The following is a 14,591-nucleotide window of genomic DNA, read 5'->3' on the forward strand; positions in this document are numbered from 1 at the left end:
CGTCGTCCTCTCCGGTCCCCCTACCCTTCGGACTCCCCCCGGAGCAGGGCGAGCACGCCGTCCAGTTCGTCGGGTTTCACCAGGACGTCCCGTGCCTTGGACCCTTCGCTCGGCCCGACGATGTTGCGTGACTCCATCAGGTCCATCAGGCGCCCCGCCTTGGCGAAGCCGACGCGCAGCTTGCGCTGGAGCATGGACGTCGACCCGAACTGCGTGGAGACCACCAGTTCGGCCGCCTGGCACAGCAGGTCGAGGTCGTCGCCGATGTCCTCGTCGATCTCCTTCTTCTGCTTGCCGCCGACGACGACGTCCTCCCGGAAGACGGGCGTCATCTGCTCCTTGCAGTGCCGGACGACGGCCGCGACCTCCTCCTCGGTCACGAACGCGCCCTGCATGCGCGTGGGCTTGTTCGCGCCCATCGGCAGGAACAGCCCGTCGCCCTTGCCGATCAGCTTCTCGGCGCCGGGCTGGTCGAGGATGACCCGCGAGTCCGCCAGTGAGGAGGTGGCGAAGGCGAGCCGGGAGGGCACGTTGGCCTTGATCAGACCGGTGACGACGTCCACGGACGGCCGCTGCGTGGCGAGCACCAGGTGGATGCCGGCCGCGCGCGCGAGCTGCGTGATCCGCACGATGGCGTCCTCGACGTCGCGCGGCGCGACCATCATCAGGTCGGCCAGCTCGTCCACGATCACCAGCAGGTACGGATACGGCTGGAGCTCCCGCTCGCTGCCCTCCGGCGGCTTGACCTTCCCCTCGCGCACCGCGCGGTTGAAGTCGTCGATGTGCCGGTAGCCGTACGCCGCCAGGTCGTCGTAGCGCAGGTCCATCTCGCGGACGACCCACTGCAGCGCCTCGGCGGCCCGCTTGGGGTTGGTGATGATCGGCGTGATCAGGTGCGGGATGCCCTCGTACGCCGTCAGCTCCACGCGCTTGGGGTCGACCAGGATCATCCGGACGTCCTCGGGGGTCGCCCGCATCATGACCGAGGTGATCAGGCAGTTGATGCAGGACGACTTGCCGGAGCCGGTGGCGCCCGCGACCAGCATGTGCGGCATCTTCGCCAGCGAGTGCATGACGTAGCCGCCCTCGACGTCCTTGCCGAAGGCCACCAGCATCGGGTCGTCGTCCTCGGCGGACTCCGCCAGGCGCAGCACGTCCCCGAGGTTGACCATCTCCCGGTCGGTGTTGGGGATCTCGATGCCCACCGCCGACTTGCCGGGGATCGGCGAGATGATCCGCACGTCCGGGCTGGCGACGGCATAGGCGATGTTCTTCGTCAGCGCGGTGATCCGCTCGACCTTCACGGCGGGCCCGAGCTCGACCTCGTAGCGGGTGACCGTCGGCCCGCGCGTGAAGCCGGTGACGCGGGCGTCCACCTTGAACTCGGTGAAGACGGTGGTCAGCGCCTCCACGACCGCGTCGTTGGCGGCGCTGCGCGCCTTGCCGGGGCCCCCGCGCCGGAGGAGGTCCAGGGATGGCAGCGCGTAGGTGATGTCACCGGACAGCTGGAGCTGCTCGGCGCGCGGCGGCAGGTCGCGGGGCTCGGCGGGCGGGGTCTTGGTGAGGTCGGGGACCGCGCCCTTCGGCCGCTCCGGCCCGGGCTGCGGATGTTCCTGCTCCGGTCCGGGCCGCGGGTGTTCCCGCTCGGGCCGCGCGGCGGGTACGGGCGCCGGGGCCGGCACGGCCTGCTCGCGGTCCCCCACGCGCACGCCCTGGGTGAGGTCGGCGACCACCGGCGACGGCGGCATCCCGTGCAGCACCGCCCCGTCGAGGTCGGCGGCGGCTGCCGCGGCGATGTCCACGGCGTCCAGCGGCCGGTTCACGCCGGGCTGCGGCACGGCGGACCGCCGGGGGCGGCCGCGGCGCCGGGCCGGCGCCTCCTGCTCGGCGGCCTCGGCGTCGTACGCCGCCGGGGCCGGGCCGCGCCTGCGCGGTTTCGGCGGCAGCGCCTCACGCCACTGCTCCTCGTAGCGCTCGTCGTCCTCGGTGAACTCCTCGGCCGCGAGGTCGCGGACGAGGCCGAGGCGCACGCCGAGCAGCCGCAGCCGCTGCGGGACGGCGTTGACCGGGGTCGCCGTCACGACCAGCAGCCCGAAGACCGTCAGCAGCACGAGCAGCGGCACGGCCAGGACGTCGGTCATGGTGTACGACAGCGGGGTCGCCGCCGCCCAGCCGATGAGTCCGCCGGCGTCCCGTATGGCCTGCATGCCGGCGCTGCGGGCGGGCGAGCCGCAGGCGATGTGGACCTGGCCGAGCACGCCGATGACGAGCGCGGACAGGCCGATCACGATGCGGCCGTTGGCCTCGGGCTTCTCCGGGTGCCGGATGAAGCGCACGGCGATGACGGCGACCAGGATCGGCACGAGCAGGTCGAGCCGGCCGAACGCGCCGGTCACCAGGATCTCGACGAGATCGCCGACGGGGCCCTTCAGGTCGGCCCAGGTGCCCGCGGCGACGATCAGCGCGATGGCGAGCAGCAGCAGCGCGACGCCGTCCTTGCGGTGTGCCGGGTCGAGGTTCTTCGCGCCCTGCCCTATGCCGCGGAACACGGCGCCGACGGCGTGCGCGAGGCCCAGCCAGAGGGCGCGCGCGAGGCGGTACACACCGCTGGTGGGGCTGGGCGCCGGCGCGGGTGCGGGCTTCTTCGCCGCGGCCTTCCTGGCGGGTGCCTTCCGCGCGGGCGCCTTCTTCGCGGCGGGGGCCTTTTTCGCGGCGGCCTTCTTCGCCGGAGCCTTCGCGGGAGCGGCCGGCTTCTTCGCGGGCTGCTTCTTGGCTGCGGAAGGACGTGAGGCCATGGGTGTGAGGTTACCGGGGGAGGCGAGAGCGGACACGTGTGCCTCCGGCTTCACCCGTTCGTGTCGCCGTCGCGGCGGCGTGGGACTGACGTGCCGGGACGGGCGGGGAACACGCGCAGCTCACAGAGGGTCTGACGTGACCTCACGGCGTCACACCGGTACACGGTGCCCCAGGGCGTCCACCGCCCGGTACGGCACCGTCGGCGCCGTACCCGCGGTCCGCCCGGCCGCCGCGGCGTCAGGCCACCGGGATGTCAGTTCACCGCGGGCTGGCCGCCGGAGGTCCCCGGCTCCAGCGCGTCCAGGGCGCGCCGCAGTCCCGTGAGCTTGCGCTCCAGGTGGGCCGCCGTGGCCACCGCCGCCGCGTCCGTCGATTCGTCGCCCAGCTGCTTGGAGAGCGCCTCGGCCTGCTCCTCGACGGCCGCCAGCCGCGCCGACAGCTCCGCCAGCAGCCCGGCCGACTCCTTGGCCTCACCGTCCGCGGCCTTGCCGCCGCCCTCCAACTGCAGCCGCAGCAGCGCCGCCTGCTCCCGCAGCTGGCAGTTCTTCATGTACAGCTCGACGAAGACGGAGACCTTCGCGCGCAGCACCCACGGGTCGAACGGCTTGGAGATGTAGTCCACCGCGCCCGCCGCGTACCCGCGGAAGGTGTGGTGCGGGCCGTGGTTGATCGCGGTGAGGAAGATGATCGGGATGTCCCGGGTCCGCTCCCGCCGCTTGATGTGCGCGGCGGTCTCGAAACCGTCCATTCCCGGCATCTGGACATCCAGCAGAATGACCGCGAAATCGTCCGTGAGCAGTGCTTTGAGCGCTTCCTCCCCGGACGATGCCCGCACCAGCGTCTGATCGAGCGCCGAGAGGATCGCCTCCAGCGCCAGCAGATTCTCCGGCCGGTCATCGACCAGAGGAGGATCTTGGCCTTCTGCACCATGGCCCGCCCTCCTCGCCCCGGCGTGGGGCCTCCCCGGTCCACAGGACTTGGGGAGGCACCGGCGGGCGCCGCCCCAGAGGACGACTCCCTTGCGTCGCCCGTCCTTGTGCCGGTCATCGTAGCCGCACCCCGCTTGTCGCCACACCCTGTCACCGCGATGTCACTGTGCACGTAGCAGAAACGCGGCGGGAGACCAGAAGGTTCCCCGGATCCCGCACTTCTACACGGCTTCGCACACACCGGGTCGGCACCCGCGCGCGAAACCCCAAGATTCCCGCCGTGCACACACACCACGTCCGCACGCCGTCCCGAGGCGCCCCTCACTCCCCCCGCATCCACTGCTCCATCACCGACAGCAGGTGATCGGGGTCGACCGGCTTGGTCACGTAGTCGGAGGCACCCGACTCGATCGCCTTCTCGCGGTCGCCCTTCATCGCCTTGGCGGTCAGCGCGATGATCGGCAGCCCGGCGAACTGGGGCATCCGGCGGATCGCCGTGGTCGTCGCGTACCCATCCATCTCGGGCATCATGATGTCCATCAGGACGACCGCGACGTCCTCGTGCTGCTCCAGCACCTCGATGCCCTCCCGGCCGTTCTCGGCGTACAGCACGGACAGGCCGTGCTGCTCCAGGACGCTGGTGAGCGCGAACACGTTCCGGATGTCGTCGTCGACGATCAGCACCTTCTCGCCGCCGAACCGGATGGCCCGGTGCGGCCGCGGCGCCGCGTCCTGCTCCGCGCCCGGCCACTGCTCCGGCTGCGCGGGGCGCTGCGCCGGCTCCGGCAGCCCCCTGCGGCGGCGCCGGAACAGCATGCCGTCGTGGTGCGTCTCCTCGTACGGCTTGGCCTCGGCCGGCGTCTCGGTCCGCGCGTCCGCTGCCTCGGGCAGCTCGAAGGACCCGCCCGGGGAAGCCGCCGCTCCGCCCGCCTCCAGGGCCGGCGGGGCCGGCTGGTAGCCGTGCGGGGGCAGCTCGCTCGGGTGCAGTGGCAGGTACAGCGTGAACGTCGAGCCGCGGCCCGGCTCGCTCTGTGCGTGGATCTCGCCGCCGAGCAGCTGGGCGATCTCCCGCGAGATGGACAGGCCCAGGCCCGTACCGCCGTACTTGCGGCTGGTGGTGCCGTCGGCCTGCTTGAACGCCTCGAAGATCACCCGCATCTTGCTGGCCGCGATCCCGATGCCGGTGTCGGTCACCGAGAACGCGATCAGCGGCGCCTCCGGGCCGGTCAGCGAGCCGGCCTCCAGCAGCTGCTCCCGGATGGCCTGCGGGACGTCGTCACGGGCCGGCCGGATGACGAGCTCCACCGACCCGGAGTCGGTGAACTTCACCGCGTTGGACAGCAGGTTGCGCAGCACCTGCAGCAGCCGCTGCTCGTCGGTGTGCAGGGTGGCGGGCAGCTCCGGGGAGACCCGCACCGACAGGTCCAGGCCCTTCTCCGCGGTCAGCGGGCGGAAGGTGGCCTCCACGTAATCGACGAGCTGGACGAGGGCGATACGCGTCGGGGACACGTCCATCTTGCCCGCCTCGACCTTCGACAGGTCGAGGATGTCGTTGATGAGCTGCAGCAGGTCGGAGCCCGCGCCGTGGATGGTCTCGGCGAACTCGACCTGCTTCGGGGACAGGTTCCCCTCCGCGTTGTCCGCCAGCAACTTGGCCAGGATCAGCAGGGAGTTGAGCGGCGTGCGCAACTCGTGCGACATGTTGGCGAGGAACTCGCTCTTGTAGCGCATGGAGACCGCGAGCTGCTCGGCACGCTCCTCCAGGACCTGCCGCGCCTCCTCGATCTCGGTGTTCTTCACCTCGATGTCGCGGTTCTGCCGCGCCAGCAGCTCCGCCTTCTCCTCCAGTTCGGCGTTGGACGCCTGCAGCGCCTTCTGCCGCTGCTCCAACTCCGCCGACCGCTCGCGCAGTTGCTCGGTCAGCTCCTGCGACTGCTTCAGCAGCTGCTCGGTCTTGGTGTTGACCGAGATGGTGTTGACGCTGGTCGCGATCATCTCGGCGATCTGGTTGAGGAAGTCCTTCTGGATCTGCGTGAACGGCGTGAAGGACGCCAGCTCGATGACGCCGAGCACCTTCCCCTCGAAGACCACCGGCAACACGATCACCTGCGCGGGCGGCGCCTCGCCGAGCCCGGAGGAGATCTTCAGGTAGCCGCTCGGCGCGTTCTCCACGAGGATGGTGCGCTTCTCGTGGGCGGCCGTGCCGACCAGTCCCTCACCCGGCCGGAACGACGTCGGCATGGAACCCATCGAGTAGCCGTACGACCCGAGCATCCGCAGCTCGTACTGGTCGTCGTGGGCCACGCCGACCTCCTGGTTGTCGGCGAGCGGCATCGCGAGGAAGAACGCGCCGTGCTGTGCGGACACCACCGGCGTGAGCTCGCTCATGATCAGCGAAGCCACGTCCTCCAGGTCCCGGCGGCCCTGCATCAGCGCCGAGATACGGGCCAGGTTGCCCTTGAGCCAGTCCTGCTCCTTGTTGGCGATCGTGGTGTCGCGCAGATTGGCGATCATCTTGTTGATGTAGTCCTGAAGCTCCTGGATCTCGCCCGCGGCATCCACGTCGATCTTCAGGTTCAGGTCGCCGCGGGTCACCGCGGTCGCCACGCGCGCGATGGCGCGCACCTGCCGGGTCAGGTTCCCGGCCATCTCGTTCACGGACTCCGTCAGGTCCCGCCAGGTGCCGTCGACGTCCCGCACCCGCGCCTGGCCGCCGAGCTGGCCCTCGGTGCCCACCTCACGGGCCACGCGCGTGACCTCCTCGGCGAAGGACGACAGCTGGTCGACCATCGTGTTGATGGTCGTCTTCAGCTCCAGGATCTCCCCGCGCGCGTCGATGTCGATCTTCTTGGTCAGGTCGCCCTTGGCGATCGCGGTCGTGACCATCGCGATGTTGCGCACCTGACCGGTCAGGTTGGACGCCATCTGGTTCACCGACTCGGTGAGGTCCTTCCACGTACCGGCCACACCGGGCACGTGCGCCTGACCGCCGAGGATGCCGTCCGTGCCCACCTCGCGAGCCACCTTGGTGACCTGGTCGGCGAACGAACTCAGCGTCTTGACCATCGTGTTGAACGTGTCCGCGAGCTGCGCGACCTCGCCGCGCGCCTCGATCGTCACCGTCCGCGTCAGATCGCCGTTGGCGACGGCCGCGGCCACCTGGGAGATGTTCCGCACCTGGACGGTGAGGTTCTTCGCCATCAGGTTGACGTTGTCGCTGAGGTCCTTCCAGATGCCCGTGACACCGGGCACGTGCGCCTGGCCGCCCAGGATGCCCTCGGTGCCCACCTCGCGGGCCACCCGGGTCACCTGCTCCGCGAACGACGACAGCTGGTCGACCATCGTGTTGACGGTGGTGACCAGCTCCAGGATCTCGCCCTTGGCGTCGACGGTGATCTTCTTCGACAGATCGCCCTTGGCGACCGCGGTCGTCACCTCGGCGATGTTGCGCACCTGCAGGGTCAGGTTGTTCGCCATGCCGTTGACGGACTGGGTGAGGTCCTTCCAGGTGCCGGAGACGCCCTGCACCTCGGCCTGGCCGCCCAGGATGCCCTCCGTACCCACCTCACGGGCCACCCGCGTGACCTCCTGGGCGAAGGAGGACAGCTGGTCGACCATCGTGTTCAGGGTGTTCTTCAGCTCCAGGATCTCCCCGCGCGCGTCCACGGTGATCTTCTGGGAGAGGTCGCCCCGGGCCACCGCGGTCGCCACCTGCGCGATGTTGCGCACCTGCGCGGTGAGGTTCCCGGCCATGCCGTTCACCGAGTCGGTCAGGTCACGCCACACCCCGGCGACGCCCGGCACCTGCGCCTGACCACCCAGCCGGCCCTCCGTACCCACCTCACGGGCCACCCGCGTGACCTGCTCGGCGAACGCGGAGAGCTGGTCCACCATCGTGTTGATGGTGTTCTTCAGCTCCAGGATCTCCCCGCGCGCGTCGACGTCGATCTTCTGGGAGAGGTCACCGCGCGCCACGGCCGTCGTCACCTGCGCGATCTGCCGCACCTGGGAGGTCAGGTTCCCCGCCATGAAGTTGACGGAGTCCGTCAGCTCCTTCCACGTACCCGACACCCCGTCGACGCGCGCCTGACCGCCGAGCCGGCCCTCCGTGCCCACGTCCCGCGCCATCCGCGTCACCTGGTCGGCGAAGCTGGAGAGCTGGTCCACCATCGTGTTGACGGTGTTCTTCAGCTGGAGCATCTCGCCGGACACGTCCACGGTGACCTTCTGCGACAGGTCACCGTTGGCCACCGCCGTCGTCACCTGGGCGATGTTGCGCACCTGCCCGGTGAGGTTGCGGAACGCCGTGTTCACCGAGTCCGTCAGGTCCTTCCAGGTCCCCGCCGCCCCCGGCACCTGCGCCTGGCCGCCCAGCTCGCCCTCGACACCGACCTCCCGCGCCACCCGCGTGACCTCGGCACCGAACGCGGAGAGCTGGTCCACCATCGTGTTGACGGTGTTCTTCAGCTCCAGCATCTCGCCCGCGACGTCGACCGTGACCTTCTGCGACAGGTCGCCGTTGGCCACCGCCGTCGTCACGGCGGCGATGTCCCGCACCTGAGTGGTCAGGTTCCGGAAGACCGTGTTGACCGAGTCCGTCAGGTCCTTCCAGATGCCGGCCGCGCCCGGCACGTTCGCCTGGCCGCCCAGCCGCCCCTCGGCACCGACCTCGTTGGCCACCCGCGTGACCTCGTCCGCGAAGATCCGCAGCGTCTCGGTCATCTGGTTGATGGTCTCGGCGAGCTGCGCCACCTCACCGCGCGCCGGCACGGTCACCTTCCGCGACAGGTCACCGTTGGCGACCGCGGTCGTCACCTCCGCGATCCCGCGCACCTGCGCGGTCAGGTTCCCCGCCATGGTGTTGACGGAGTCGGTCAGCTCCTTCCACACCCCGGCGACCCCCGGCACCCGGGCCTGCCCGCCCAGCGCGCCCTCGGTGCCCACCTCGCGCGCGACCCGCGTCACCTCGGAGGAGAACGCGGAGAGCTGGTCCACCATCGTGTTGACGGTGTTCTTCAGCTCCAGCATCTCCCCGGCCACGTGAACCGTGACCTTCCGGGACAGATCCCCCTTGGCGACCGCGGTCGTCACCAGCGCGATGTCCCGCACCTGGGCCGTCAGCCGGTGCGCCATCGTGTTGACCGAGTCCGTGAGGTCCTTCCACGAACCGGACATCCCGCGCACCCGGGCCTGCCCGCCCAGCTTGCCCTGCGTGCCCACCTCACTGGCCACCCGCGTGACCTCGTCGGTGAACGTCGACAACTGGTCGACCAGGTTGTTCACGGTCCGCGCGACCTTCAGGAACTCCCCGCGCAGCGGATGCCCCGACACCCCCTCCGCCGCCTGCGTCCGCAGCTCCATCCGCGGCGACAGATCACCCTCCGCCACCGCCGACAGCACCCGGCTCACCTCGGAGACCGGCCACACCAGATCGTCGACGAGCGCGTTCGAGTGGTCGATGGCGGCCGCCCACGACCCCTCGCAGGCGCCGGTCTCCAGCCGCTCCGTGAGTTTTCCCTCACGCCCCACCATGCGCCGCACCCGCGCGAGCTCACCGGTCAGATGCAGATTGCGGTCGGCGACCTCGTTGAACACGGCCGCGATCTCCGACATCACGCCGTCGCCGGTCACCGTGAGCCGCTTGCGGAAGTTCCCGTCCCGCATCGACACCAGAGCCGCGAGCAGCCGGTTCAGGGAGGCCGTGTCCACCACGGTGGTCCCGTTGCGCGGTGTGCGCCGGTTGCTCAGGGACGGTCCGCCTTTCGCACGCGCCTTCGTGCCCCGCGCCGCTGCGCCAGACTCCACTGTGTCCCTCCCGCAGGGGTCGACCATTACTGCTGTGCCCTGGTACAACCGCTCGGCGTACCGGTTACTACTGCGTACATCCCGTACTGCTGTGCATCCCTGCCCAGTCCTCCGGGCCGTCTCCCAGGGCTGCTGCCCGCGGACGCGCGGGCCACTCGGTCCGCCCGGACCTCCACAGGAAGCCTGCCCAGTGTTTCACCCCGGCCGAACCAGGCCATAACAGTTCGGCAGCTTCGCACATCGTCCGCACACCCTCCGGGCGGAAACACTGCGGACCGGCATCCGCATGGACGGCGAAGGTAAGTAACCTTGCATGCGGCTGTCCAGCCGCACCGGTCCGTCCGGCCTGGGCGGTGGCACGAGAACGAGCGGGCATCGGAGGGGCGGCCGCAGATGACCACCGGAGTGATCCCCGGGGCACAGCCCCCGGACCCCCAGCCGACGGGCATGCCGCAGCAGCGGCAGGAACCGGCCGGCGGCGAAGCCCTGCACGTCGAGGAAGCGTCGAGGAGTTCCGTGATCACCGCGCGCGCGGCCGCCAGCTTCGAGCCCGTCGGACGATCGGTCGCCGGCGCCCGCTCCTTCGTCCGCGACACCCTCCAGGGCTGGGGCTTCGCCGACATCGTCGACGACGCCGTCGTTCTCACCAGCGAACTGGTCACCAACGCCGTGGTGCACGCCGGCACCTCCGCCGACGTCCTGTGCCTGCGCACCGGCGAAGGCGTGCGGATCGAGGTGGCCGACCGCTACCCCGAGCGCGAGGTGCCCCTCCAGGAGGCGGCCGTCAGCATGGGCAGCCCCGACCGCGAGGGCGGACGCGGCCTCCAGCTGTGCGCGGCCCTCGCCGACCGCTGGGGCGTGGAGTACACGCCGACGCACAAGAACGTCTGGTTCCAACTCGCCCCGCCCGAGCGGCAGGTCGGCACCCGTTCCGCGGGCCCCTGCCTCCCGGCCGACCTCCTCCCCCTCGCCGACGGCCGGATCCGCGTCGCCGTCGTCCAGATCGACCGCGCCGGCGCCATCACCTCCTGGAACGAGGACGCCGAGGAGCTCTTCGGCTACGCGGCCGAACAGGTCACCGGCAAGCCCCTCGCCGACCTCGCTGCCTGGCCGCACACCCCGGGCACCAGCACCGGCATCGCCGAGGCCCTCCAGCTCTCCCGCTGGGAGGGCACCTACGGCATCCGCGGCGCCAACGGCCGCGTGACCCCGGTGTACGCCTCCCACCTCCGCGTCCGCGACACCGGCGGCGAACCCTCCACGGTCTGCCTCCTCGTCCGGGACCACGAACGCGCCGTTCTGCAGACCCCGTTGCGCGCCCCCGTCACCGACACGAACGCCTCCTCGGACGGCCCGAGCACCGACCCGTTCGAGGTGTTCATCGGCTCGCCCGCACCGGACGACCTGGACGGCCTCCTCCAGCGCACGGTGGAACGCGCCCGCGACATGCTCGACGGCGACGCCGCCTTCCTCCTGCTGGCCACCGACGACGAGACGGAACTGGAGGTCCGCGCCTCCACCGGCCTGCCCTCCGCCCGCCAGCGCTTCGCCCGCGTCCCCGTCGAGGCAGGACCCGGCCGCTACGGCTCGGCCCGCATGCCCGCCGTCCACGACGACCTGGCGGCCGTCCCCGGCGCCGTACCGCTGCTCAACGGCACGGGCATGCGCTCGGTCGTCACGGTCCCGCTCAAGGTCGAGGGCCGCCTCACCGGTTCCCTCGGCGTCGCCGCCGAGGCCCCCGGCCGCTACTCCAACGAAGAGGCCCTGCGCCTCCAGTTCGCCGCCGACCGCATCGCGCTCGCCGTCGAGTCGGCCCGCCTGGGCGAACTGGAACGCCTGCGCCGCGGCTCCCTCAGCTTCCTCGTCGAGGCCTCCGACCTCCTCGCCGGCACCCTCGACCGCGACCAGACCCTGGCCCTGATGGCCCAGATGACCGTCCCGACCCTGGCCACCTGGTGCGCCGTCTACACCATCGCCGACCAGGCCTCCGAGCCCTACCTCTCCTACGTCCTGCACGAGGACGAGGACCTCATCGACGGCATCAAGTCCCTGCTGTCCAAGGTCCCCCCGCCCGACCCGGTGCCCACCCCGGGCGCCCGCGTCTGGACCGCCCCCGGCGAGGTGGCCCACCAGGCGGCACTGCGCACCTCCATGCGTAGCCTCGGCCTCAGCTCGGGCCCGCCCCACCAGGTCACGCCCGGCATCGGCCCCACCCTCGCCACCGCCGCCGCGGTCGGCGGCGAGACGGTCGTCCTCCCCCTGGTCGCCCGCAACCGCGTCATCGGCATGCTCACCCTCGGCAAGCCGACCGACGAGCACTTCCGCCAGGAGATCCTCGAACTGGCCGAGGACCTCTCCCGCCGCGCCGCCCTGGCCCTGGACAACGCCCGCCTGTACTCGGAGCGCACGGCCATCAGCCAGGCCCTCCAGCGCAGCCTCCTGCCGCCCGGGCTCCCTCAGATCGACGGCGTCGAGGTCGAGGTCATCTACCGCGCGGCCGGCGAGGGCAACGAGGTCGGCGGCGACTTCTACGACCTCTTCCCCATCCGCGACGGCGCCTACGGCTTCGCCATCGGCGACGTCTGCGGTACGGGCCCGAACGCGGCGGCCGTCACGGGCCTGGCCCGCCACGCCCTGCGCCTCCTCGCCCGCGAGGGCCTCAGCGGCCCGGCGGTCCTGGAGCGCCTGAACTCCGCGATCCTCGACGAGGGCGCCCGCAGCCGCTTCCTGACCCTCCTGTACGGCGAACTGCGCCCGCAGGAGGACGGCGGTGCGGAACTGAAGGTGGTGTGCGCCGGCCACCCCCTCCCGCTGCGCCTGCGCCAGGACGGCACGGTCGAACCTGCCGCCGAACCCCAGCCGCTCCTCGGCGTCATCGAAGACCTGGAACTGTACGAGCAGACGGTCACCCTCGCCCCGGGCGACGTCCTGCTCTGCGTCACGGACGGCGTCACCGAACGCCGCGAGGGCAGCCGCATGCTGGGCGACGACGGCCTCGCCGACGTCCTCACCACCTGCACGGGCCTGACGGCGGGCGCGGTGGCGGCCCGCATCATGCGCGCGGTGGAACGCTTCGCTTCGGACGCCCCGTCGGACGACATGGCCATCCTCGCGATGCGCGTGCCGGAGCCCCACCAGGATTAGTCCGCGTCAGCGACGCCCGGCGCCACCGGGCCCGAGAGGGGAACTCTGCCGACGACCCGTGCCTCCCGCGCGGAAAACGGCCGGGAAACAGCGGGCCGAAGGATCACCGGCCCACGGGCGGGCGGCCGACTCTGGATATCGCCACGCTCCCGCCGGAGACCATCACCCCAGGTCAGACAGAAGTGCCCGGAGGGAAGCTCGTGGGGCGTGGGCCAAGTCCCCTGGAAAGGAGCGGCCGTTTCCAGGCAGGCACCCAGTTCCTCGAACAGCTCGGTCAGGCTCGACGCCCACACGACCGCGTCACAGCCCGAGCCGATGCCCATCTCGTAGACGTGTCCGTAGGCGGGACCGGGATGGTGGTCCACGAAGACGATCCCCCCGTCGATCGACTGCGCGAACGGCACCCATCGGTGGGCGTGGCCGTAGGGATCGGCCTCGCCCCCTCCGATGCCGGCGATCATCTCTGCTTCGGCCACGAGCCACTGGTGCTGTGAGGCGATGCGGTCCGTCGAGCTGAGCCGGTAACCCACCGGCAGGAAGGCTCCCGCGTCATGGTTGGTCGCCTCCGGGTACTCCATGACGCCGTCGTGGTGCTCCAGAAGGGCTCTCAGCTGCGGATGGAGGGGAAACCCGAGCTGTTCCTCCAGCGAGGCGATCTCCTCGGCGGTGGCGGGCGGACGCAGGGCAGCGTGATCGATGGGCGAGTGCGCAAACAACCAGGCTTCGCAGCGGCCCCACGCGGCGTCGAACGCTGCACGGTCTCGAACGGTCATGCCATGACCCTAGAGCCAGGCACTGACACCCCACGGATCACCACCGGGCCGACCCCTCGTCAGCACACGCAAAAGGCCCCGCCCATAGGGCGGGGCCTTTCTGTTCGGAGCCCCCAAACGGAATCGAACCGTTGACCTTCTCCTTACCATGGAGACGCTCTGCCGACTGAGCTATAGGGGCCTGTCGCCTTTTCGAGGTTTCCCTCGCGGCAACGAAATAGATCATACCCTGAACAGGGCCGTGCTCCCAAACCCGACCGCCCGGCTCTGTCCTGCCGTTCAGAAAGCTGGCTCCAACAGCCCACCCAGCGCGTTGCACGCGGCCACGATCCGCTGCATGTCCCGCTTCGTCAACGAGGCGTCCACCGGCAGCGCAAGTGTCTCGCCGGCGGCCCGCTCGGTCTCGGGCAGCGACACGCACCGCCAGAACTCGGGCAACCTGTGCACAGGCGTCTTCACCGGCACCCGGCATTCAACTCCCTTGGCCCGTACGGCCCGAGCGAACGCGTCCCGGTCCGGCCGCCCGTTCCCCGGCACCCGCACCACGTACTGCTGATAGGTGTGCCCGTCTCCTCCCTCAGGAGTGCGGACCCCACGCAGCCTGGCGTCGAGATAGCCCGCTCGCTGCCTGCGCTGCGCCACCTCATCGCGCGGCGCCTGGTTCTCTCCGTGCTGCAGCACCAACAGCCCATGCCGCTGCCCGATCTCGTACAGCCGCGCCATATCGGCCTGCCGCCCGAACCGATGTACGGCGACGATGGCCGTCGTCCGCGGCCCCACGACCGCTTCGACAGCGGCCGGCCCCACACAGTAGGTCACCGGATCTATGTCCGCGAACACCGGCAGCGCGCCGGCCCGGGCAACGGCTTGGGCTACTTCCACGTTCCCGAAGGCCGGCACGATGACCTCATCACCGACTCCGACACCGGCCGCCTTGAGCATTGCAGCAGTACCCATGGCGATGATGCTCGTTGCGCAACGTGAACTCCCGGTGACACGCAACAAAAAAGGGTTGGACCCGGAACTTACGTTCCGGGTCCAACCCTTTTGAATAATTGTTCGGCGGCGTCCTACTCTCCCACAGGGTCCCCCCTGCAGTACCATCGGCGCTGTAGAGCTTAGCTTCCGGGTTCGGAATGTAACC

General features: G+C 70.7%; 5 protein-coding genes, 1 tRNA gene, 1 rRNA gene and 1 pseudogene. 1 reads left to right on the forward strand and 7 read right to left on the reverse strand.

The annotated features are described in order from the left end of the window. Window positions 1-20: 20 nt before the first annotated feature. From ABZ340_RS23545 to ABZ340_RS23555, 3 genes and pseudogenes are all read right to left on the reverse strand, one after another. A complete protein-coding gene (locus tag ABZ340_RS23545; RefSeq protein WP_358783782.1) occupies window positions 21-2,795 on the reverse strand; it encodes a DNA translocase FtsK in 2,775 nt (924 codons plus the stop codon). A 254-nt stretch (window positions 2,796-3,049) separates the two neighbouring features. Then, window positions 3,050-3,726 (reverse strand): annotated as a pseudogene (locus ABZ340_RS23550) (response regulator). A gap of 320 nt (window positions 3,727-4,046) precedes the next feature. Beyond that, the gene (locus ABZ340_RS23555) at window positions 4,047-9,530 is read right to left on the reverse strand and encodes a HAMP domain-containing protein (protein ID WP_358783783.1); all 5,484 of its coding nucleotides are present in this window, start codon (window positions 9,528-9,530) and stop codon (window positions 4,047-4,049) included. A 393-nt stretch (window positions 9,531-9,923) separates the two neighbouring features. Between ABZ340_RS23555 and ABZ340_RS23560 the strand changes: the two genes are divergently transcribed. After that, a complete protein-coding gene (locus ABZ340_RS23560; protein ID WP_358783784.1) occupies window positions 9,924-12,674 on the forward strand; it encodes a SpoIIE family protein phosphatase in 2,751 nt (916 codons plus the stop codon). Here the strand turns inward: ABZ340_RS23560 and ABZ340_RS23565 are convergent. The 4 genes from ABZ340_RS23565 to rrf all read right to left on the reverse strand — a co-directional run. Next, a complete protein-coding gene (locus ABZ340_RS23565; RefSeq protein WP_358783785.1) occupies window positions 12,671-13,447 on the reverse strand; it encodes an SMI1/KNR4 family protein in 777 nt (258 codons plus the stop codon). The genes ABZ340_RS23560 and ABZ340_RS23565 overlap by 4 nt on opposite strands. A 108-nt stretch (window positions 13,448-13,555) precedes the next feature. Further along, window positions 13,556-13,628: transfer RNA gene (locus ABZ340_RS23570), tRNA-Thr, on the reverse strand. A 98-nt stretch (window positions 13,629-13,726) separates the two neighbouring features. Further along, window positions 13,727-14,389 carry a DegT/DnrJ/EryC1/StrS family aminotransferase gene (locus tag ABZ340_RS23575; RefSeq protein ID WP_358783789.1) on the reverse strand — a complete coding sequence of 221 codons (663 nt, stop codon included), beginning with the start codon at window positions 14,387-14,389 and terminating at the stop codon, window positions 13,727-13,729. Window positions 14,390-14,504: 115 nt separating this feature from the next. Beyond that, window positions 14,505-14,591, reverse strand: a 5S ribosomal RNA gene (gene rrf, locus ABZ340_RS23580); the annotation flags it as partial.

It is taken from the genome of Streptomyces sp. NPDC006134 (assembly GCF_040628835.1).
In the GTDB taxonomy this organism is placed as follows: domain Bacteria; phylum Actinomycetota; class Actinomycetes; order Streptomycetales; family Streptomycetaceae; genus Streptomyces.